The organism is Spirillospora sp. NPDC052269 (assembly GCF_040679435.1).
In the GTDB taxonomy this organism is placed as follows: Bacteria; Actinomycetota; Actinomycetes; order Streptosporangiales; family Streptosporangiaceae; genus Spirillospora.
Genome location: NZ_JBFAUU010000033.1, coordinates 34,083 through 56,405, shown reverse-complemented (window position 1 = coordinate 56,405; position 22,323 = coordinate 34,083). Strand labels below are relative to the sequence as shown.

General features: G+C 64.2%; 16 protein-coding genes. 9 read left to right on the top strand and 7 right to left on the bottom strand.

The window, feature by feature from the left end; genetic code table 11:
- Window positions 1-241 precede the first annotated feature (241 nt).
- From AB0L06_RS41975 to AB0L06_RS41960, 4 genes are read left to right on the top strand one after another with little or no spacing between them, the layout of a single operon-like run.
- Window positions 242-1,687 carry a PIN-like domain-containing protein gene (locus AB0L06_RS41975; protein ID WP_500237197.1) on the top strand — a complete coding sequence of 482 codons (1,446 nt, stop codon included), beginning with the start codon at window positions 242-244 and terminating at the stop codon, window positions 1,685-1,687.
- 52 nt (window positions 1,688-1,739) lie between these two features.
- Window positions 1,740-4,259 carry an ATP-binding protein gene (locus AB0L06_RS41970; RefSeq protein WP_500237195.1) on the top strand — a complete coding sequence of 840 codons (2,520 nt, stop codon included), beginning with the start codon at window positions 1,740-1,742 and terminating at the stop codon, window positions 4,257-4,259.
- Window positions 4,256-6,004: a DEAD/DEAH box helicase family protein gene (locus AB0L06_RS41965; RefSeq protein ID WP_500237193.1), complete on the top strand. Its 1,749-nt coding sequence runs from the start codon at window positions 4,256-4,258 to the stop codon at window positions 6,002-6,004. Before AB0L06_RS41970 ends, AB0L06_RS41965 begins: the two co-directional genes overlap by 4 nt.
- Window positions 6,005-6,015: 11 nt before the next feature.
- Window positions 6,016-6,609 carry a KpnI family restriction enzyme N-terminal domain-containing protein gene (locus AB0L06_RS41960; RefSeq protein ID WP_500237191.1) on the top strand — a complete coding sequence of 198 codons (594 nt, stop codon included), beginning with the start codon at window positions 6,016-6,018 and terminating at the stop codon, window positions 6,607-6,609.
- A gap of 886 nt (window positions 6,610-7,495) precedes the next feature.
- Here the strand turns inward: AB0L06_RS41960 and AB0L06_RS41955 are convergent.
- The 4 genes from AB0L06_RS41955 to AB0L06_RS41940 form a co-directional block, all read right to left on the bottom strand.
- Window positions 7,496-9,448: a hypothetical protein gene (locus tag AB0L06_RS41955; RefSeq protein ID WP_500237189.1), complete on the bottom strand. Its 1,953-nt coding sequence runs from the start codon at window positions 9,446-9,448 to the stop codon at window positions 7,496-7,498.
- A gap of 376 nt (window positions 9,449-9,824) precedes the next feature.
- The gene (locus AB0L06_RS41950) at window positions 9,825-11,051 is read right to left on the bottom strand and encodes an IS701 family transposase (RefSeq protein ID WP_500237227.1); all 1,227 of its coding nucleotides are present in this window, start codon (window positions 11,049-11,051) and stop codon (window positions 9,825-9,827) included.
- Between the two features lie 536 nt (window positions 11,052-11,587).
- Window positions 11,588-12,829 (bottom strand): NaeI family type II restriction endonuclease, encoded by a 1,242-nt coding sequence (locus AB0L06_RS41945; protein ID WP_500237188.1) that lies wholly within the window; start codon window positions 12,827-12,829, stop codon window positions 11,588-11,590.
- Window positions 12,830-13,283: 454 nt separating this feature from the next.
- Window positions 13,284-14,600 carry a DNA cytosine methyltransferase gene (locus AB0L06_RS41940; RefSeq protein ID WP_500237187.1) on the bottom strand — a complete coding sequence of 439 codons (1,317 nt, stop codon included), beginning with the start codon at window positions 14,598-14,600 and terminating at the stop codon, window positions 13,284-13,286.
- An 86-nt stretch (window positions 14,601-14,686) separates the two neighbouring features.
- Between AB0L06_RS41940 and AB0L06_RS41935 the strand changes: the two genes are divergently transcribed.
- Window positions 14,687-15,211: a very short patch repair endonuclease gene (locus AB0L06_RS41935; RefSeq protein WP_500237186.1), complete on the top strand. Its 525-nt coding sequence runs from the start codon at window positions 14,687-14,689 to the stop codon at window positions 15,209-15,211.
- Window positions 15,212-15,287: 76 nt separating this feature from the next.
- On the opposite strand, the gene AB0L06_RS41930 is transcribed toward AB0L06_RS41935, so the two are convergent.
- The 3 genes from AB0L06_RS41930 to AB0L06_RS41920 all read right to left on the bottom strand — a co-directional run bounded on the left by AB0L06_RS41930 (window position 15,288) and on the right by AB0L06_RS41920 (window position 17,192).
- Window positions 15,288-16,274 (bottom strand): NaeI family type II restriction endonuclease, encoded by a 987-nt coding sequence (locus AB0L06_RS41930; protein ID WP_500237185.1) that lies wholly within the window; start codon window positions 16,272-16,274, stop codon window positions 15,288-15,290.
- A gap of 100 nt (window positions 16,275-16,374) precedes the next feature.
- Entirely contained in the window at window positions 16,375-16,719 is a 345-nt protein-coding gene (locus AB0L06_RS41925; protein ID WP_500237184.1) for a hypothetical protein, read from the bottom strand.
- Window positions 16,716-17,192: a hypothetical protein gene (locus tag AB0L06_RS41920; RefSeq protein WP_500237182.1), complete on the bottom strand. Its 477-nt coding sequence runs from the start codon at window positions 17,190-17,192 to the stop codon at window positions 16,716-16,718. Before AB0L06_RS41920 ends, AB0L06_RS41925 begins: the two co-directional genes overlap by 4 nt.
- 266 nt (window positions 17,193-17,458) lie before the next feature.
- Here AB0L06_RS41920 and AB0L06_RS41915 point away from each other — a divergent pair, with 266 nt between their 5' ends.
- The 4 genes from AB0L06_RS41915 to AB0L06_RS41900 are packed head-to-tail and all read left to right on the top strand — an operon-like array spanning window position 17,459 to window position 22,270.
- Complete coding sequence (locus AB0L06_RS41915; protein ID WP_500237180.1) at window positions 17,459-18,211, top strand: class I SAM-dependent methyltransferase; 753 nt, start codon at window positions 17,459-17,461, stop codon at window positions 18,209-18,211.
- Window positions 18,208-20,805 (top strand): formylglycine-generating enzyme family protein, encoded by a 2,598-nt coding sequence (locus AB0L06_RS41910; protein ID WP_500237177.1) that lies wholly within the window; start codon window positions 18,208-18,210, stop codon window positions 20,803-20,805. The genes AB0L06_RS41915 and AB0L06_RS41910 overlap by 4 nt, the downstream gene beginning before the upstream one ends.
- Window positions 20,802-21,056: a hypothetical protein gene (locus tag AB0L06_RS41905; protein WP_500237175.1), complete on the top strand. Its 255-nt coding sequence runs from the start codon at window positions 20,802-20,804 to the stop codon at window positions 21,054-21,056. The genes AB0L06_RS41910 and AB0L06_RS41905 overlap by 4 nt, the downstream gene beginning before the upstream one ends.
- Complete coding sequence (locus AB0L06_RS41900) at window positions 21,056-22,270, top strand: hypothetical protein (RefSeq protein WP_500237174.1); 1,215 nt, start codon at window positions 21,056-21,058, stop codon at window positions 22,268-22,270. Before AB0L06_RS41905 ends, AB0L06_RS41900 begins: the two co-directional genes overlap by 1 nt.
- The last annotated feature ends 53 nt before the right edge of the window (window positions 22,271-22,323 follow it).

Below are 22,323 nucleotides of genomic sequence, written 5' to 3'. Positions count from 1 at the left end.
TGTCGCCATGCGGGTCTGGTCGCGTTTACTGCCTCCCTGGGGGCATGGAGGCACGCGCCACTCGATCACCGGCCCAGATCGGCATCCGAGATCACATCAGCGGTGCGATCGAGCTTGTCGCCTCGGAGTGCCGACGCCGCCAGCTGGCCGGGGGCGGGCGGGAGCAGAAAGCAAAAAGCGCCGGAGCTGAGACTCTGCCCGCTCTAAGATCACACGAGGACCTGGTTAAGGAGGCGCTGTGGTGCTGAGCGGGGAGGCTGGGAAGGAACCGAAGCTGCTTCAGCAGTACCGGGCATGGATCCAGCCCAACAGCAGCCTTACCGAGGCAGAGCGCAGAGGTTTCTTCGCAGACGGGACGATCGTCCTGGACGCGAATGTTCTGCTGGATCTCTACCAGTACACGCCTAACACCCGGCAGCAGCTGCTTGCTGTGCTGGGTCAAGTCTCCAGTCGGCTGTGGATGCCCTATCAGGTGGGACTGGAGTTCGTCCGCGGCAGGGCCGGGGTCATCCAGAAGCGGATCGACGCGCTGCACAATGCCCCGAAGCGGGTGTCGGCGAAGTTCGGTGAGGCTTGGAGCCGGATCGGCGACGCTGTAGCCGAGGCTACGAAGCTTCTCGAAGAGTACGCGGGGAACCAGGCTGCGGACGGGCTCGACGAGCTGATCACTGAGAGCCAGTTCAAAGAGCTCATGGATCCGTGGCGCACCGAGTTGATCGATCGGATCAAGAGAGCCAAGGATGAAGGTGACTTCGGCTCCACGACTTTCACGCAAGGCCAGGACACTCTGCTGCCGCAGATCGCTGCTCTGTACGGCGACCGGGTCGGCGAACCACCAGACGACAGCCTGCTGAGAGCGCGCGTGGAACTCGCCACCAGCTTCAGGTTTCCGAACAAGATCCCCCCTGGTTTCGCGGACAGCGGGAAGGAGACCGACCTCGGAGCCGCGGGTGACTTCCTGCTCTGGGAGGAGTTGATCGCGCACGCCCAGGTATTCCCGCCCGGTGCCAGGGTCGTCCTCGTCTCGCGTGACACCAAGCAGGACTGGTACCAGTCCAAGGGGTTCGGCCAGGAGGAGCGTCCGTGGCCGGGCCTGATCGATGAGTTCGAGAAACGGACCGGGGCGCGGCTCCTTATCGCCGGGACAGCGGCCTTCTACGCGGACGTCACCAGGTTCCTCGGCGCGCAGCTCGCGACAAGCACGATCGACGAGCTCAAGCGCCCGGCGCCGGAGCCTGTCGGCGACGACCAGCCGTTCCTGCCCGAGAAGGATCTTGTCCAGCGGGTCCCCGACGAGGACCTTGCACTGGCTGCCTACCGCGCTGCGGGCCTGTCGAGCAAGGCGATTAGGCAGGCACTGACCCGGCCATCCGATCGCATCTTCCAGTGGTGGCTGATCGGTGTGACCCGCGACCTCGAGCTTCGGGATACCGGAGTGGATGAGCCGCTCTTTGACCTTCAGGCCGTTCTCCGGCCGGAGGCGCATCCCGGCCCGGGATGGTCACTGGCCGGGGACGTCCTCCAGCCTGGCGAGCTGCCCTATATGTCGGTGTTCATCGCTCCGTGGTTCGCGTCGATCTTGAAGGCGAGCCCGCAGGTCGACCGGACCCGTCTGCTCAGGCTTGCCCACCATCACGGGAGCGTCACAGGTTTCGGCGCCCCGGATCAGCCGAGTATGGATGCCTGATAGTCCGGGCAGGCATCGGCACACCGACCGACGAACAGGCAGAGCGGATCAAATGGCGCAGAAGCTGCTCGATATCACCCCGACCCCGGAAGTGCTGGTCGCGCTGACACGCACGCCGATCTCCCCATTGGACGCTCTGAGTGAGCTGATCGACAACGCTATCGATTCGTTTCGCGCAGCTGAGGTTGCGGGGACGCCGTCGGCGGTCCGGCACGTCATTATCGATGTTCCCGGGCCGGCCGCGGTGGACCGAGGCGAGGGTGTCGTCCGTGTACGGGACACCGGCCCGGGTCTTACCGCCGACCAGATCGCTGATGCGATGCGGGCCGGCTTCACCTCCAAGAACCACTACGACACTCTGGGCTTGTTCGGCATGGGGTTCAACATCGCCACGGGCAAGCTAGGGCGGATCACTCGCGTGATCTCGGTCCGTGCAGGGGAGGACCGCGCGCTTCAAGTCACGCTGGACCTGCCCAAGCTGATCAAGGACCAGAGGTTTGAAGTGACTGCCGAGACCGTCGAACGGCCGCCCGGCCTGCAGCACGGCACGATCGTGGAGGTGAAAGGCTGGTGGCCGCAAGGCGACGCCAACCACGGCTTCATCCGTGACGTCGCGCGCATGACCAAGGACAGTCTGCGGGAGAGGATCGGTCGCCGTTACGCGACGCTGTTGCGGAGCGACTCAGGCAAGGCGGTCAAGATGACCGTGAACGGAAAGCCCTGCCGTGGCTTGGAGCACTGCGCCTGGTCGGAGGAGCGATATGTCGAGCGTACGGGGCACGGCAAGATCCCAGCGCGGATCCCCATCGATGAGGAGCTGACGCGGTCCCGGCGATGCTTGAAGGATGGCGCGGATTTCGACGGCCGCGATGCTTGCCCGCGCTGCGGTGGGACTGAGAGCCGGGAGGTCGCCGAGCACATCCGGGGGTGGGTCGGAATCCAGCGCTTCGACGACGCCAGCGACTTCGGCATCGACCTGATCCGAAATGGCCGCGCCATCCGCACCTATGAGAAGGACGCGTTCTTCACCTATCAGGACGAGGTCAAGGGAACTTCAGAACGTGAATACCCGATCGACCAGCAGTACGGAAGGATCATCGGGGAAATCCATCTCGACCACGTTCCTGTCGACTTCCAGAAGCAGAACTTCCAGGTCTCAACCGAAGAGTGGCAGACAGCCATGCGGTATCTGCGAGGCGGTTCGCTGCTGCCTAGCCAGTGGCCCGACGGTGAGAAGAACACGACACCAGTTTCGCTGCTCTTCCAGGGCTACCGGAAGGTCAGGAACTTCGGCCGTGCCGACCTTTACATGGGCGTCTATGACGAGGCGAAGTGCAAAGCTGTCCGAATCTCGCGCGAGGTCGAGCGGGAGTACTACCAGCGGTTCCTGAACAAGGAGACCGGCTACTACGACGACGTCAAGTGGTGGGAGCTGGTCGAGACCGCGAACGAGCCGCCGATCGAGGAGCTGCCCGAGTGCGCGTCCTGTGGCTTCCAGAACGTCAAGGGTGCCGAGACGTGCGGTGGCTGTGCAGCGATTCTCATCGGCAAGCAGTGCCTCAGTGCTGACTGTGGCCAGGTGATCGCCAAGCAGGCAGACCTCTGCCCGGTCTGCGGCGCAGACCAGAAACCCGAGATCAATTTCCCCTGGACCTGCTCCTTCTGCGCTACCGACAACGCCGCCGGGGTCACCCAGTGCGCCAGCTGCGGACTAACCGAAGGCGAGCCGCACCCAGCCACCCCTCAGGTGCTCCATGCCGAATCGGACGCTAACAGCGAGCTCAGTACCACTGGTCTGTGGATCGAACTCTGCAACGGCAAGTGCAGCAGCCCGCTCGACGTCCGAGTCCGGAACGTCCATCGCCCGATCCTTCCCAGCCATGGACAGCCGCCCGTCCCACTCATCACCGAGCGCACCACCGGGGACCTCACGGTCTACCTCGACCTCGGGCATGCTGTATTCGCCAACGGAGTCCGGCCCGCTTATGTGATTGCGTCCGAGGTTGCTCAGTACCTCTACAGCCTTCACCAGAACCTTGCAGGGCAGCCCGGGCACTCCATCGGGACGCTTTCCACAAAGGTCTTGATGCAGGGATGGGGCGAGGCGGTGACCGAGAACGCCGATTCCGTACGCCAGGCGATCGGAGTCCTGATGGCAGGAATCGTCGACCGCGCCGCAGAGATCGGCCAGGCTAAGGATTTCTACGCCGAGCTCACCGGCGAGCAGCAGTCCGCCATGGCCAACGAGATGATCAGCGCCGATGTGGATCTAGCGGAGCTCGACCACCTGAAGGCCGGTGGCTACCTGCGATACTGCACCCCTGAGACGCTCGCCGTCTTTTTCAGCCGCTTCCCGTCGGCCTGGTTTGGCGGGGCGGTATGGAGCGATCCCTGGCCAAGTGCCGAACAGTTCCTGCCTGTCGCCGCCGAAGCCCTCCAGTCCGAGTTGACCACCAAGTATCAGCGCTGCCTGGAGGACTGCGCCTCCTACCTTCGCTACCAGCAGCCCGAGCGGCTCATCGTTGTCCGCGCCCGTGCAGCCGCCGAGTTTCTTGGTGACAAACTCGCATGACCCAGCGGATCATCACGGACCGGTACCTCGACGACACCGGCTGGCAGGCGTTCGAGCGGGTCGTTGAGCGACTCCTGCTGGGCCTGGGCTATACAGCAGTTCAGCGAGTCGGCGCGTCTGGCGATGGCGGCGCCGACGTCGTCGGCACCTTCCACGGGCGTCGCTGGCTCTTCCAGATGAAGCGCTGGGCGAGGCCCGTCGGCCCCGCTGCGGTCGCCGAGACGATCGCGGCATGCCAGCGTTACGAGGCCGACGTTCCCGTTCTGGTGAGCCTCAATGGCTTTGAGACCTCGGTTCACGCTCAGCAACGAGAGCTTGCCGCTCAAGGCATTCCGCTCCAGCTGTGGGAACGCAGGACACTGAAGCGGCAGGCAGAGCGGGTTCCCGAGATTTCGTTCGCGGCGCGGTTCCCCGACAGGTACGAGTTGCGCTCCTACCAGGCTCGCGCCGTCGACCGGATAGCTGAGGAACTGCTCAATGGCGCCCGCAGCGCTCTGGTCGTCCTCGCCACAGGGCTCGGCAAGACCTTTGTCGCTGCCGAGTTCCACCGCCGGTTCACGGCCCTCCGTCCAGGCTCGCGTACGCTCGTCCTTGCTCACCGCAATGAACTGGTCTACCAGCTTGAGCGGTCATTCTGGCCGCTGCTTCCCGCCACCGCAGCCACTGGTGTGTGGAACGGGCACGAACGTCCAGATCCCGGAACCCTGGACAAGCTTGATGTCGTGTTCGCATGCGTGGACAGCGTTGCCACCGCTGTCACCGCGGGCCGCGGCCTCCCGGATTTCAACCTCGTCATGGTTGACGAATGCCACCATCTTGGTATCCGCGCATATGACGCTGTCCTCAGCGAGCTGTCCGCCGGGGACGGCGGCGCCTTCCTCGTGGGTATGACCGCTACCCCCTGGCGTCCAGATGGCGCGGACTTGCGCCGCTGGTTCGACCACCCTGTCGTAGACATCGACCTTGTGCGGGGACTACGCGAGGGTTACCTTTCGAACGTCGACTACCGGATGTTCACCGATAACATCAACTGGGACGCCCTAGCGCAAGGACTCTCGTCCAAGCACCCGGCCCTGTCTCCCCGCGGCATCAACCGCACCCTCTTCATCGAGGAATGGGATGATGCCGTCGTCGAACGCCTTGCCGAGGCGTGGCAGGAGCAGCCCAATCCGCGCGGCATCGTTTTCTGCGGGACCATCGATCACGCCGAGCGCATGGCCGCACGGATCAACGCCCTCGGCTTCACTCACGCCGAGGTCATCGCCTCCAAGCGCGGCGACGGTAGGGCGATGGACGTACCCACGCGCAGCCGTATCCTGTGGGACTTCGCCGATGGCCGGACTGGGATCCTCTGCGCTGTCGACATCCTCAACGAGGGTGTTGACGTACCAGACGTCAACATCGTGGTATTCCAGCGCGTCACCCATAGCCGCCGGATCTTCGTCCAGCAGCTCGGCCGCGGACTGCGGCTCGCCCCCGGCAAGGACAAGGTCATCGTCCTGGACTTCGTTTCCGACATCCGCCGCTTCGCCGCCGGCCTGGACCTCCAGGACAAGCTCAGCAGGTCCGATCCCGGAATGCCCCGGGTCAAGCTCGGCAACAAGGTCAGCTTCATCAGAGCGGGCAGCGAGGACGCACAAGGAGCGCAGTTCCTGCGGGAATGGTTGGGCGACCTCGAAGCTGTGCAGGACGCTGGTGAGGATGCGCATATCCTTAGATATCCGCCCACATCGCCTGTGCGCTGACTGGAGATCGCATGCCCTCGAGCACATCCAGCCCTCACGACGACTGGAACCGCCTCCGGCCTGAGGCTGTTCTGGCAGTCAAGGACCTCCTCGGTCAGTTGGAGTCCGACAGCTTCTCCCAGGACATCTTCGACGTCTACCTTTACGCCAAGCATGTCCTCGCTGACGCGATGAAAGCTCGCATCAAGATCGACCTCGACCGGCCCTGCGATACCTTCCATAACCTCAGAAGACAGCTCCGCGGCACCATGGAGGATCAGTACGGCGACCGTGTGCCAGCTCCGTATCTGAGTGTCCCCTATGGGTCACCCCTCTATGAGAAGCTGTTCCTCATTCTGCTTCAGCGTCAAGGAAGCGAGGTCCCTGCGGACCTGCTGCGGCTTGTCACCCAAGACTCGGTACACACCGAGCGCCGCGTTCGCGAGCTTCGTGAGCTCGGCCTGGATATCCGCACCAGAAAAGTCGCAGGGGCCAACACCTACCGGCTAGATTCGCTCGACCTCGACATATCATTCATCCCCAGGATCATCGTCAACACGGCCAGGGATAAGCAGTACAGGTTCATGGCCGAGGCTGAGCTTAAGGAGATCCTCGGAATCGAATGATCGGACGGATTTGTCGACTGCGTCCGATCCGGATAGAAGATTACATAGACTGCTGAGTGCAGTCTTCCTCTGCCGTCCGCGTCTTGACGGCTCTTGCGACTGGGTGCTGTTCTGACGGCATGGCGAAACCGCAGGCCGGGGTGCGGGCACGACCTCAGTGATCGTGCAGAGAGCCGGGCACTAGGCGGTTCTGCGTGCCTCCTGGTACTCCAGCCGTAGATCGTGATCCTCATGTCGCTTGGTTGGTCTGCCGTTTGTTGTTTCTGGGCCGTGCGTTCGCTGCGAGGGCAGAGGGCGGCTACGAGCCCGTATGAACCGGCGCTGACGAAGGCGGCGGTGGTGGTGCTCCTGGCGGCGGTCGTTGGCGGGAGAGCTGGGACGTTGCGGATGTGCGGACGGTCGCGTGTAGCCGGAGACCAGTGCCCACGCCGCACGCCCCGGCCTCGCTGGCGTTGGGAAGCAGATCGCGGGTCGGTAACCGTCCTGGCACCACGTAGCCAGGACGGTTACTGCCGACTAACTTAGTCAGAGCCTGACCAACGCTCCCTGTCGTACGGGAGGAGCCATCCGGAGACCTCGCCGGCGATTCCCCGTACTTCAGCTTCGGCAGTGTTGGACCGAAGCGGGAGCACATAGAGGTAGCGCCACCGAGCGGTCTTCTGAACCGCTTTGAGGTACTCGCGAACGTGAGATGCCAAACCCTCGGGGTCCCTGGGGCGGCAAACCGAGCCGACGTAGCAGACCTGATTACGTTCATCCGCGGCTATGTAGACCGCGGCGGACGCCGTGGGCATCTCTTCGGGGTCAATTTCATAGGGCCCAGGGCAGGGTCTGAGAAGGTGATGTCCACAGATTCTGGACAGTGCGAGGTAGGTCTCATTGTCCATCAGGCCGAGTCCTGATTCTCTGGCTCGTCGTCCGCGAAGGGATTCGCTTGCCCATCGAAGGCTGCCCCGTACCAGGCGTTGGCCCGTTCGAAGAGCTTGTACAACTGCTTGCTCATCAGCAGAGCGGCTTCTCGGCCTGTCGTCTCGATGACTCGGTCACCGCCCGAGTCAACGATTCCCTCCACGTCGCGCATGCTGCTCTCCATGTTACGCAGACTGTCCCGCATAACCTTGACCTTGTTCCTGAAGCGAGTCTGGGCATCGCCGTTGGAAGGGCCCGTGTTCAAGGCATCTTTCGGGGCGATCTTGACGCGGAGGCGTTCGTTAGTGATCGGGATTTCCTCGCCCGTGGCGTCTTGGCGTGGAAGGCCCTGAGCGTCGATCAAGCGAGGCTCACTACCATCGCGGTCGTCTTCCACGGCCTGGCGAAGCTGACGGAGGCCAAGGTCCGACCCCAGGAGGTCCTCCATCAACTCGCGTGAGGTACGGCGATCGCCGCCTCCTCCCGTGTCGTGGCGCCCCCCGCCAATCTTGTTGTGCTTTGCCAGCACGTAGGCGGCGCGCACCCACAGTTCAGTTCCTGCCGGCCCACCTGTCTGGTCTGCCGCCAGTTCCTGGGCCGCGGCCGCATAAAGAGCTTCGGGAGATCTGCGCGACGGCCTCCAAGCGCGTGTGCTGAGGTTCGTCGGCAGAGCATCGATGAAAGACTTTCGGAACCCAGCCACTGCCCTGTCCGGTGCAACGCCGAGCAGCTCACGAACTACGAGTTCGACACCCAGAGGAAGCTTGGTGTTCCCACGGACTTGCCGGTTCCGCGTGACACTACCGTCGGCTTCGTCCAGCAGGACGAGGGCAATCGGGTTGCGTATGGCGTTATGCGCCTGAGGATCATTCGTCGTGAAGAGATGGACGAGACGGGCGGCTCTCTGGTCCCCGTGAGCGGGAATCTTGCGGGCTATCGCTTCGGCACGAGTGAGTCGGCCGCCGAGCCAATCAGCCTCAGCATCGGAACGGATGGCGCCTGCCTTCCGCAACGCACCCAGACACTCTTCAGCGAGGGAGGTGAGGCGCGACGACTCCGTCCACTTCTTCTTCGGGTTGAGGTGATCCTGCGCTACCCGAGCCTTGATCGCCTCAGCGAGATCGGTACTGTCAGGTGCGTCCTTCTCGACCCCGATGACCAGCTCGAACTCTGTGATCGCACACCGGATGGCTGCCTTCTCCGATTCTTCGATCTCGGCGGCATCCTTGCCGGCAAAACGGTTGATCTCGTCGACGTGCTGCTGCATCGTCGCAGCGTTTCGAGGCAGGCCGAAGAGAGCGTTCTCCGCCGTCAGGCCGAGGTGGTAATGCGCATGGCTTACCCGAGACGATCCCTCGCGGACGAAGACGTGGGTGGTCGGAGCTTCGTTCGGGTCCTCATAGATAATGGTCGTTGCCACCCCGATGGGCGGGTCCATGATGCCCTGCTCGGCGATGCTCGGGTGTGGCTCGTTGCGGGATCGTGTCGTCTCGACCGTCCACTCAAGCTGCTCGGCCAACGCCGTCCGGCTCTTGGCGCGGATAGCCATCTCGCCGACCCCGTGGACCCGCGCAGATGGCAGTCCGACAGGCGAGATGCCGAGGGTCTCGGCGATCGCGAACTGGACGTGATCGGCGTTTCGGGGGTTCTCTGTGTCTGGTGTGATCCGACCTGACCAGACACGGCCAGTAATGACCAACAGATAACCGCCGGGGACGCGGCGTCGCTGAGGATGGGCGACCTGCGACACCACAGCCTCAGGATCGACCCAGATGGTCGACAGCGCGCTAGCAGCAGCATCGCTCATTTCGTGCTTCTTGAACGCCGCACGCAATTGCCGATAGGCCACAGGGCTGGCGAGCTCCGGCAGGCGCCGAAGGGGGCGCGTAAGACGCGCAAGATCGTGCGGTTCGGGCGCAGTGTTGGTCACGGTGGCCTCCGCAGGCTCCCATACCTTTCGGGAACTGTTCCCGCAAGGTTGAACGGCGGGAACCGGGAGACGCCGAACCGGCTCTCGCTTCTCCACACCACGGATCAGGGCCCGTGAGCAGAGAGCGGCAGAGAAGCAAGATCTACACCCGCTGGTTCGACCTCCGGCGCTCATCGGCGCCTGTGGCGGATCTTACCGCCCTGCTTCTAGAGTCGGCGCTCCGAAGAGGACACGGGTGCAACGTCTGCTTCAACGTCACCGGGGGATCGTACATCGGGCACCGCGCCCTTGCGGCTTGGATCCTGAATCTTTTGTTGCGCGCATGGACTGGGCAGGAAAATTGGGCGCCTAATACTCCAGCCGTAGATCGTGATCTTCATCCATGATTCGCGGCTTGTCGGCTGTAATGACTTGCCTGCGCGCGGGCTTGATGGCGGCGGCGCCAGTTGGACCAGCGGAGGCGGTGCGCTGTGTCGTGGGCCGGTCTGACGACGAGAGTGGTGAACAGGCGCTGGATCTCGTTGCAGGTGAGCGGGATCAGGTCGGCCGTTGCGGGGTGTCGGGTGTGCTCGTCGGCTCGGACGACGGCCAGGAAGGCATGGGCGAGCATGGCGAGGGTGACCCAGCGGGACCAGGACGCGAAGCGGCGGACTTGGTGCTCGTCGAGTCCGGCCAGGCCTTTGCCGGACTGGAATGTCTCCTCCACCCGTGATCCCGCGACCTTCACCAGCGTGGCCAGCGGCACCTGGTGGGCCGAGTAGCAGCGGTAGAAGGCGAGTTCACCCGTGCTGCGGTTGCGACGGATCAGCAGCTGGTGGCGGCCGGGGCCGGGGTGGGGGAGGTCGATGACGGCCCAGTCGTAGAAGCGGTACCCCTTCGCGCCGACCCCAGCGGACAGCTTCTGCCAGGCCCGCTGCGGCAGCTTCTTGGCCAGAGCGTCGGCCCGGAACTTCCCGGCGTGAGTGGGGACCTGATGGGCGCGGGCGAGTACGTAGCCGCAACCCCGTTCCTCCAGTGCGGCCCGCAGTTTCGGATTGCCGCCGTAGACCTCGTCGCCGACGACCCATGGGGCCTGGTGTCCGGCGTCCAGGAACCGGCCGATCATGCGGGCGGCCAGTTCCGGCTTGGTGGCGAACGCGGTCTGATCGCCGAGTCCGGCGGCCCGGCAGCGCTCGGGCTCGCAGTTCCACGAGCGTGGGAGGTACAACTCCCGGTCCACCGCGGCGTGGCCGCGACGGCCCGCGTAAACGAGGTAGACGCCGACCTGCGAGTTCTCGATCCTGCCGGCGGTGCCGGTGTACTGGCGCTGAACGCCGACCGTGTGCGTGCCCTTCTTCACGTCTCCGGTCTCGTCTACCACCAGCACCGCCTGGTCGTCGTGGAGATGCTGCACCACGTAGTCGCACACCTCGTCACGCACCTGATCGGCGTCCCACTTGGCACGGCCCAGCAGGTGCTGCATCCCGCCCGGAGTCGCCTCACCGGCCCACTCGGCGATCGTCCAGCAGTTCTTGCGCGGCAGGTCCGAAAGCAGTCCGAGTACCAACTGCCGCACCCGCCGCTGGGGCTCAACCCGCGCAAACCGTCCCGCGATCCGGTCCATCAGGACCTCGAACGCCTCCTGCCAACGGGCAGGGTCTACGCTGTGACCCGCGGCCACCGCGTGATCTTCAGTCTTCACACACCGATGATCAGCGGTGGCCGTTCGCGTTCCCGCAGCGGCCCCCGCCAGCAAGATCACGATCTACGGCTGGAGTACTAATGGGCGCGGACGACCGTAGGCTGCCGCCCCTCGCCATGGCGCACCGGAGGAACAAGAAGGCGCCCGTCTCTGTTATCGCAGGTCGGACGCTGATTCCTGCAGCATATGGAGGTAGGCAGGGGAGGGGGTGAAGAGTTGACCATCCGCTCTTCGAAAGTATGAACCACCGTGATCACGTGCAACGTGCCGAGGTAGACGGTGTCTAGCGGCTGTCGATGGTGAGCCGTGTGGGACTGTTGTCGTCAGGGCTGGCGTCTGCTTCGTCGGTACTGCCTCGGCTTCGAGCCGTCGTCCTTATTGCTGCAGCGAAGGCCTGGACCTGGTCCCGATAGGAGCCCGGCACCCTCCGAGCGGCCATCGCCGCGAGATCCCGGAGATCAAGGTAGGCGCATCTCCCTTCGAGAGACTGTTTCAACTACGCGGACATGCGGTATTTGATGATCTATTTTTTGGGGTCCATCGATCTTCCGTGAATCAGGAAGGTCGGGTGCAGGAGTCACCGGGTCGTTCTCACGAGCACGCGCCCAGCACTCTCCGTCCAGGGAGAACTTCGGGCGAGCATCGTCGGGTGAGACAGTAACGAGCCGGGTGGAAATCCATTCACCCTTGATTGGTACCGGTAGTCCGAGCGCGCGGGCGGCGTGCGGATGTGATCCTTGGTGACCCAACACGACGATGCCCTCCGGGCGCAGATGTATCCGTGTGTCGCGGGCCCGCTTCGGCGAGTCGTCTTGCTGGCCAACAGTCAACACTGCCTGCCGGCCGACGATCCGTCCCTGCACCTCGCGGAACAACTGATTCAGACGCTGCTGGCCCGACGACGGGCGTCCTGGCAGGGAGGCAGTGAGAATCCGCTCGCGCGCATCCTCATCCAGATGGCGCAGCAAGTTTCTCGGAAGATCTGTCTGAAGGCCGCCCCAGAGCCAGTACACCTCAGATTTGGCGCTGTCCGAGAGCCTGCGTTTGTTGTCTCGGTTGTATGCACGCACGCGGTCACCGTTCGCATCCGGTCTCTGCCTCCAGCGCAGGCGCTCATCGGTGATCCGCACGATGCCTGCGGCCCAATGGCTCGTGTCGTCATTCATCCAGGTCACGGCTGCCGCGTGGTCGGCACGACCACTCCGTTCGCCGTGGTCAGTACATAGATACATCTCCATCGGGATCTCCCAGCCACCGAGATCCTTGGAGAATTTGCAGTCGATGTCGAGGCCCGCGATGGACCAGTCAAGGTCCACGCCGTTCGAAATCTCGAACTCTTTGGTGAGGTTTACCTCAACAGCCGTGCCGAGATACGTCTTCTCGGTTTTCGTCAGGTGCTGGTATGCCCAGCGGCCTGTCCGCTGACCGTCGAGCAACTCATCGAGGGAGTCACGCAGCGCCCACCGGAAGCGCTCTCGCGCCCCGGGCTGGCTGTCGAACCACTCCACGAACGGGGCCAGGTCGTCAGGGACCTGCTGCGTAAGACCAGACTGAATTCGCCACTCACGCGGAATCTTGCTCATAGCCACACCTGTGAGCTCCCAGGTGCGGAACATGTTGCGGCGCGAGTGCACCGCTGCCAACGCTCGCGAGTCTTGAGCGGCATCCTGCGGGAATGGCAGGCCTGCTTGAATCGTCATGTTCAGCAGTCTGGCAGCAGGCACCGACAGTCAGTCTTTTGGAGGAGCCGATCAACCTTGATGGGGATGTCCGAAACTTCCGAACTGCTACGCGACACCTTCACCCTTGGAGGCGCGTGGGTCGGCGAGGATACTGCACCCTCTACAGGCCCTACGGATGCTGAGCCTCGGCTGAGGCTCGCGCTTAGTACTCCAGCCGCAGATCGTGATTTTGTTGGTCGGGTAGGGCCCGGGCATGGGGACGGCCACCAGTGATCATCGGTGTGTGAAGACAGATGAGCAGATGGTGGCCGCGGGCCACAGCATCGCCACCAAACCACAGCCCAGAGCTGCCACTACAAACGGCGGACCAACCAAGCAACATGAAGATCGCGATCTACGGCTGGAGTACTAGTGCCCTGAGTCGTTAGTTCGTTGGCAGTATTCGGCGATCGATTCCAGGAGATACGAGACGCTAGCTGATCTGCGCTCGATGCTTGAGGAACTGTTCGTGCCGCCTGTGATCTCCCTGGCCAAGGAAGGCTTTGAAGTCGCCGAGTTTGACGGCGATCTCGCCGTTGGAGCGTTCGGTCTTGTTCAGATCGAAATCATGCTCGATATGCACCAGGCGACGTTCAACTTCGGGCTGGCTGAGTGGTGTACCATTCTCTGCCAGCTTGACGACCAGCTGCTCCACTGTGATTGGACGCTTACGAGTTCGGAGGAACTTGTATACCGGATCGTAGACGACTTCAGAGTTCTCTACAAGGGAGACTTTTGCGCCTTCCTTCTCGAGGGCTTCCCTGATTTTCTCGCCGATGGCTTTGGCGACAGGGGGTGGGAATGCATTACCGATTTGCCGGTATCTCGAAGTCTTTCCGCCAAGAAACTCCCAGTCCGCGAATTCCTTGCCGTGCCAGCCCTGGATTCGAGCGACCATCTCAACGGTCAGCATTGGATGCTTCTCGCCCTTAACTCGAGGGTTGGCGGGGCCGGGCGGGTCATCAGCCACGCCTTTGCCGTCGACTCCCATCGCTTCCCACGCTGCCTTAGCTCGGCTTGGGCCAAGGTCAGCCCCGCCGTGCTTCTTGGAGCCTCCGACGATGGTAGGGGCGATGCCGTTCGCCTGCTTGACCCATCGGTCCAGCTGTTCTTCGCTCCAGTTACCCTGGGCCATAAGATCTCGCAGCAACTCCCCGACCGTGGGAGGGCGTTCCGTGAGAGGGGTCGGCCACTCGAAGTATTCGGCGTACTCAGGCTGCAATGCGACAAGGACGAAACGGGGCCGAAGCTGGGAGACGCCGAACTGGTCAGCCTGGAAGAGCTCCCACTTGGCGATGTACCCGTATTCCTGGAGCTGGTCGATGATGTGCTGCCGGTAAGCTGTGAACCGGTTCCCGCTCAGGCCCTTGACGTTTTCCAGGAGGAGTGCTTTGGGCTTCATCCGCCCACACAGTTCCACAGCCCAAGCGAACAGGTCTCGCTCATCGTTGGCGCCCAGCTGTTTGCCGGCGATGCTGAACGGCGGGCAGGGAACACCGCCAGCGAGCAGATCAACACCGTGGTACTCGTCAGGGTTCCAGACGGTGGGATCAGCCACGTCTCCGACACGAACGGTGTCTTCGGCTTCTTTCTCCTTGTAGTTCAGGACATGGACCAGGTTGTGGCGAAGGGTCCGGGCTGCGTTCTGGTCTAGCTCGACAGCGAGTCGATGCCGGAAGCCGGCGCGCTCCAGGCCGAGGGTCTGGCCGCCCGCGCCAGCGCAGATCTCGACGACCTTAAAGCTTGACACTACGGCCTCCTGATGGCGTTGAGCTGAGCGGGGTAGTACTCATACACAGTAGTTTCATGCACGACTCCCCCTGACGAGCCAGACAAGTGAGTAGCGACGTCATCGTGTCCGCCGACAGCAGCGACAAGAAGCGGCAGGAAGCTTGGGCTTCCGGAGCCTATCCGCAACCGGCCAGCGAGGGACGCTCGCGGAACATGCGAGCCAACCGGCGCTCTGACACCAAGCCCGAGATCGCCCTCCGGCGTGCACTGCATGCTCTGGGGTACCGGTACCGCAAGGACTTCCGGCTTGATCTGCCGGATCACGTGCGTGTCCGGCCCGACATCGTGTTCACAGCCCGCAAGGTGGCTGTGTTCGTCGACGGATGCTTCTGGCATGTGTGTCCCGAACATGGCCGCCAGCCGACCAGCAATGAGTGGTATTGGACACCCAAGCTTCGCAGGAACGTCGAACGTGATCGCATCGCCGATGCTGCGCTGGAAGCTGCCGGATGGCGGGTAGTGCGGCTGTGGGAGCACGTCCCTCTCCCGAAGGCTGTCGAAGTTGTGACGGATACTGTCGGGCCGACGGCCTCCACAGCGCGTGAGGGTGACGTTACAAGGAAGGACTGACGGAAGGGAGGTGGCTGTCCGGCAGGTAGGCCGTACCCATCGGCCATCCCTGGCTGGGCAGACCATGCTGGGTTGGTCAGTCCGTTTTGTCGCCCTTCTTCTTTACCTTCGGAAGTTTCGGTGCCGACTCGACTGGGTCGTCTGGCCTGGCTACCACCCAGCGGGTCCCCTCCAGCAGGACCGACGGAGCGTCGGCGTGATCGCTGGTGTGGCGGGCAAGCCGGACGCTGACGAACTCGCCGGGTCCTGGCACAGGGAGCCCAAGGGCATCGGCGATCGCGGCGTGACTTGTGTACTGGCCGAGGATGACAATTCCCTCTGGGCGGAGGCTGGAGCGTGACCCGCCGTTACCGCGGACTCGCTTCATGTAGTCCTCTTGCTGGGCGACGGTGGCCACGACCGCTCGGCGGATCGGGCGCTGGTGAGCGAGGCGGAACAGCATGTCGACCCGCTTGGTGCCGTGGGGCGAGCAGTTGAAGATCACGTCGACGTCCTTCGGGGGAATCCGCAGCAGGACGTTCTCGGGCAGAGGCCTGTCTTCGAACAGCCAGTGGATGCTGTCTCGGCCCTTGGCCGACAGGTTGCGTTTGCGATCGCGATTGCCCTTGCTTGTGCTCAGATGATCCTCATGGACGCGGACGAGCCCGGCTGACCAGATCCCTTTCTCGTCGCTGGCCCAAAGCCCCAGAAGGATGTGGCCCATCGCTTCGGGTGGAATCATCCACCTGGCCTTGCGCTCGGAGAATTTGCAGTCCACATCGATGCCACGGATCGCGAAGTCCATTGCGTCGCCGTCGGCGAAGCCGAACTCGCGCTGCAGGTTGATCTCTAGAAGCGTGCCGAAATGTGTTTTCTCGGTCTTGTAAAGCTCGCTCCATTTGTACCGGCCTGTGTGCTGGCCATCCAGCAGCAGATCGTAAGTTGCCCGCAGGACTGAGGCGATCCGCTCACCCCGCGGATCGAGCTTGAGAAGTTCTTCGGCGACCTGCGACAGTTCAGCATCTGGCGCTGGTGTGGGCGTCTCGGTACTGGGCAGCAGAGGTTGATCAAGTGGGAGGTTCACACCAGGAGGTTAGGAGTTCCCTCTGACGTTCGGCCGGTTCTCGATCAATCCGAGACCCAGTGTGCGGCCCTGGCTGAGGCCGGGGAGGGCAGTGCCTCCATCAGCTTGGGTCCGGAGGCAGGACTTCCACGACCATGAAGATGCCCGGACCGGAAATCTCACCGAGGTCGTCGTGCGCCGTGGCGGAGCCGTGTCCATCGAGTTCCAGGCGGATCCCGTCGACGGTCAGGAGGATCTCGCGTCCGTCAGCAGTGCGATGGAGGACTCCGGATGGGATCTCTGCGGCAGGGAAGCCTGGCGATTCGCTGGTGTGGGTGTTGGTGACGGAGACGGAGTTCCAGGGCTGAAGGACGTCGGAGGTGATCTCTCCAGCTTTAGAGAGCGTGATGATCCGTATCCGGTGTTGTGTGAACGGATCAGCGGTGTTACCGGACGGCGTTGTCATCGTCGCCCGCCTTCGAGAAGGATCCGCTCGGCCCACACGGGGGGACCAGGCTTCACATCCTTCCAGGGGAGGATCGTCTCGACAGCGCCTTGGGACGGCTCCACCTGCGCGATCCTCGCCATCCGCAGCGCGTCGACACGGGAGAACAACTGCACCGCCAAGACGCGTCGGAATTGCCCGCCAGGCCGTCCGGTGAGGGCTGAGCCCGCCAGAAGCACGGCTTCCGGCTCCAGGGGAGCCAGCCGCCTGATCAGATGGTCGGCCTGCTCGACGAACGGGGCTCCGGAGCTGTTGACAAAGGCGAGCGTTCCGCCGCTCTCGTAGACGTCGAGTCCTGCGGCGTGCGGGATGCTCGCCCGGCGCTTGGTGACGACGATGAGTCGTTCGGCCACCTCGTCGCTGCCGAGCGCTGCTGCGGCGACCTCCGCGCAGACTTCATCAAGGACGGCTGTCCAGCGCTCAGGCCCACTCATGGGCACTCATCTTAGGGACGGATCGAGTCGGGAGAGGCATCGTGATCGCGCCTGGCGTGAATCCGCTCCCGACCTCTCAGCTCTGCAGTGCCGGAGGGAGGAGGCCGTACCTGGGCAGAGGCATTCGCAGTCCACGTCCGCTGTTCCTGTCAGTGCCGGTATGGGGTTCGGGCGTCCGGGTGAGGCCATCGTGGGGGCGTCCATGCCGGGGGTGCATGCGGTTAGCGTGAGGGACGGTCCCGCTGTTCCTTTGGGAGGACGAGTCCGTGGTGTCACGTGAGACGCAGGCGCATTACGAACGTTTGGCCGCAGACTACGACGATGCCTGGGAGTACAGCCCGGGGTTCGTCTCGTGGATGACGCAGCGGATCTTGGAACGGCTGCTTCCCCGGCAAGGGGAGTGGGTGTTGGACCTCGGGTGCGGGACCGGTATCTACTCGCGTGGTCTCGCCGAGGCCGCCGGACGGGTGATCTGTGCCGACCCATCGGCGGAGATGCTGGGGCAGTTGCCGGTCGGGGCCGAGTTCGAGCCGGTGACGGCGTCGGCCGAGGACGTGGTGTTCGGTCGGGTGGACCTTCCGAGCGAGCGCTTCGACGTGGTGCTGATGAAGGAGTCCGTCCACCACGTTGAGGATCCTGGCGTGGTGCTTGCGGGCTTGGCGGAGCGGCTTGCCCCTGGTGGACGGCTGCTGGTGGTGATGCTGCCGAGCACGATCGGGTATCCGCTGTTCGAGGCGGCGTTGCGGGTGTTTGAGGAGCGTCAGCCGGATCCGCGGGATATCGCTGATCATCTGGAACGTGCCGGGTTGTCGGCTCATCTGACTTATGAGTCGTTCCCGCTGTCGTTCGGCAAGGAGCGGTACCTGCAGATGGTGCGCAACCGATACATGTCCCTGCTGTCGGCCTTCAGCCACGAAGAGTTGGAACGCGGCATCGCGGAGATCGAGGAGAAGCATCCCGGCGAGCGGCTGGAGTTCGTCGACCGGTTCGCGTTCGTCCTGGGGAGCAAGCCGTCGTGACGGTGGAGCTGGACTCCCGCCTGCGGCACCTCAAGGACGAGCTGGACGATCATTCGAGGGTCGCTCATCATCTCGGGCTGGACCTCGAGCGGCCGATCAGATCACTGGGGGACGGGTACCCGGAGAACGCCGTCTCCTGGGTCGGGAAGATCACCGAGCGGATCCTCAAGCAGCTGTGGCGGCATCACCAGGTGCAGGGCGATCCGGCGGGCAAGTCGCTCAGCGAGCTGATCCGGGGGTGCCGTCCGCACATCTCGAGCGGCTCGGTGCTGGAGGCGCTGCACGACATCCAGACGCTGCGGAACCGTTCGGCGCACGACGGGTACACCATCGCTGAGGAGGACGGTCTGACGGCTGTCCGGCGACTGGTGCAGGTGCTGACGTGGTTCAGCACGACCGGGAGCCAGGCGCTTACCGGGGAGGTTCCGCGTCTGACGCCGGAGGTGGCGGCCAAGGTTGAGTTCCTCGCCGGGCTCTACCTGACGCTCGGATTCCAGTCTGTGAAGCGGTTCGAGCTGACGCCCCACACCGTCTACCAGCTGTTCAGCCGTGAGATTGGGTTGCGCACTGAGTACGTCGAGCTGCTGATGAGCCGTGACGTCGATGAGGTCCACCAGGTGCTGGACAGCACCGGCGGCGAGCTTCTGCGCACGCGCCTGCCCAAACTGACCCGGTTCCTGGTCCTGGAGTCGGACGAGGTGGTGACCGGGGCGTTCGAGGACTATCGGGTCGTGGCCTACTCCAGGTTCATGGACACCCTAGTCGACATCGAGGCGCACCTTCAGGCCGTGACGCTGTCCATGCCGGGTGAGTTCGTACCACTGGCGGCGGAGCTGCTGACGGCTGGCCAGCAGAGCGCGGACATGAGCGTCTCCCGGATCGGGGACGCTCACCAACTGCTGGACGAGGTGGCCAGAAGCAGCGGCAACCTGCTGCTGGTTGGCCGATCAGGTAGCGGGAAGACCGTCCTGCTTCAGAGGCTCGTCGCCGCCGGACGCGACGATGACGCACGCCGGTACCGGTTCTACTTCGACATGAGCCTCAAGCGGCCCGATGAGACCTTCCCCGAGTTCGTGTCCCGGACGCTCGCGCCCTTCATGTCGGTGGACTCCTCGCACGTCTTCGACGTGTTCCACTACTTCGCCCGGTCCGGATCCATCCTGTGCGCCCTCGACGGTGTCGACGAGGCCGTCGCCGACAACACGCAGGCCGGGTTCCTCGAGCTGTTCGGCGAGCTCGCACAGGTGCTGTCGGCCAACTCGACCATCATCATGAGCTCGAGAGTGTCGTTCCTTGAGGACTCCCCGCACGTGCGGCGGCTGATGGACGGCACGACGCTCATGTCGGAACGACTGGTGCAGCAACTGCACGCCCAGGGCATCGACCCCCTGTCGGTCCCGCGCTTCTCGGCCCTCCGGCTGCACGAGGAGATCTCTCCTCTGGAGCGGCAGCTGACCGCCGTCACCGGCCTGGAACAGTCACTGCCCGACCTGCTGTGGGCACGCCTCATCTCAGTGTTCTCCGACGCCAGCCTGATCACGCGGCTACCCCGGGCGGTCGAGCTCTTCGGCACGGCCGTCCTCGAAGGACGGACGACCTTCAGCCTGGCCGAGATCTGCAACACCCTCGGTATCGGCTGCTTCGACCAGGGCGTCATCAGCTGGGAGAACTACCAGCTCAATCCACTGTTCCGCCGCATCGGCGCCGAGCGCGTCGCCTTCAGCCACCTCGCCTACCAGGAACTGCTCGCCGCCGAGCACCTCCGGTCACCAGATGCCCGCCAGGCCGCCGCCGGTGGTCGTCTCACCGAACAGATCCGTGCCCTTCTTCATCACCGTGCCAAGGATGACCTCGATCGTGATGACCGCGTCCTGACGGCGGGGACGTACCTGGTCGGCCCGTCCCACCATCTGATGCTCCGCGCGATCACCCAGCCCGTCCGGTTCGACCGGTACCCAGTCACAGTGGGGGAGTACAACGCCTTCCTCGCCGCCGTCGACCAGCACGGATCGGCGCAATGGGACCATCCGGAGACGCCGGCCGGGCATTCGCACCGACCGTGGCAGGAACGGCTCCGTCTCCAGGACTACTACCTCAACCCCGCCTACTCCGATCACCCAGCGGTCTGCGTGGACTGGTGGAGCGCCTTCGCCTACGCCCGCTTCACCGGCAAACGCCTGCCGACCTCCCTGGAATGGGAGGCCGCGGCCAGGGGCACCGACGGGCGCCTCTTCCCCTGGGGTGACGACATCGACCTCGACGCCGCCAACTGCGCCGACGCCTACGCTGGCCACGCCCTGGTCACCTATGAGGCGTGGCTCGCCGAACACGAACGCGGCAGCCTCCGTCACGCCCTCCCCGAAAAGGTCGGCACGCACCCGCGTAACCGCTCTCCGATCGGCGTGCGGCATATGGTCGGCAACGTATGGGAGCTGACCTCGACCACCCTCAACGGTCACGACGACATGGTGGTGATCTGCGGCGGGGCCTTCGACAACCCCTACCGTGCCATGCAGGCGTCCTCCAAGGGCTTCTACCAACGCCACCGCTCGAGCAACGTCGTCGGATTCCGCTGTGTGGAGGACCTCGATTGAACCAGCGACTCGGCCACATCATCGAACACCGCGCCCACGGCGCCGGACCGTCGGGACGCGCCGCCACCTACCTCGTCCACGACGATGAGACCGGTGAGGACTTCGGCTTCGCCTACACCGCCATCGTGACCGAAGGCTTCCGCCACCTACGCAAGGGCGAACGCGTCCGCTTCCTCACCGACCCCGGACGCCCCGGTCACGCCTTCTACATCGTCCAGCTCGATCTCCCCGAGGTGGAGGCCTATTACTGATGGCGCGCCCAGTCCGGCAGATCATCATCGCGATCTACCCGGCGACGTTCCCCTGCCCGCCGGACTGGCCGAAAGGCCCCCTCCCACTCAGCCATCAGGACGTCATCGCCGACACCGTCGGCCGCAGCACCTACTACCCAGCCCGCACCAGCCAGCTGCTGTTCGGCACCGCGGACCGGCCACGCCGCTGGCACAAGTTCGTGCACCAGCCCGATGGTGACGTCACCGTCCTCGGCCTCGAAGCACTGAGCCCGGACACACACCCGAACGCCACAGGGCTTGTCATCGCCCACCTGTCAGTCCGGACAACGCATCCGCTCGACGTCGTGCGGTCACTATCCCGGCGCCGCGGAACCACAACCGGCTTCACCCCACAGCCGTTCCTCGACGGCCAGGCACGAGTCCGCCCCGAGGCCGTCCCCTACACGCTGGCCTTCGTCACCAGCGACGGCCGACGGCTTCCGCGCATCTACCGCCACCCCCGATATCTCCGCTGGTCCTGCCAGGACCAGTGGCTCTGGGCCTTGGCCACCCGCACGAACTGCACCGACATCCCACCCGACCGTCCGAGCACCCGTGTCCCCGCTGGAGAACGCATCTGGCTCTCAGCCGACTGGTGCGGGCTCGTCCTCCGCGACGGCGCCGCCTTGCTGGCCACCCGGCCCGACCGCGGCGAACACGACCGCTTCTACAACCACGCCGCGCTCTACGCCCAGACGATCTACCTGGACGCCCTGCTCATCGGCCTGCTCCAGCTACACGGCATCAGCACTCTTGAAGACGCCCTGGCCGACGCGCTCGCCCACGACCACACGCGGACGCTTCCGGAACTGGAGCGTCAGCTCACCACGTTCCGCAACCGCCTGTGGTGGCAGCACCTCACCACGTCCGGCACACCCAACGCGATCCTGGACGCCCTGCACCGCCACCACCGGCTGCCAGCCCGCTTCGACCAGATCCTCGCCGAGATCAACGACCTCAACCGCCTGAGCCGCGAGAACGAGAACCGGCACGTCAACAGCGCCATCGTCCTGTTTACCCTCGTCACCGTCCCAGTCGGCATCGCCCTGGCCCTCCTCCAGGCACTCGGCTCTCAGGACCTCTGGCTGTTCGTCAGCGTCCTGACCACCGCCGCCCTCGTCACCGGCCTCCTACTCCTCACCCGCCCGGCCCGCCTGGTCATCACCTCCATCCGTCAGCGCCTCACCCCATGACGCTGGGGGATTCTGCTGAACAGGCTGGGTGGCAACGGCGTGCTCGACCATGC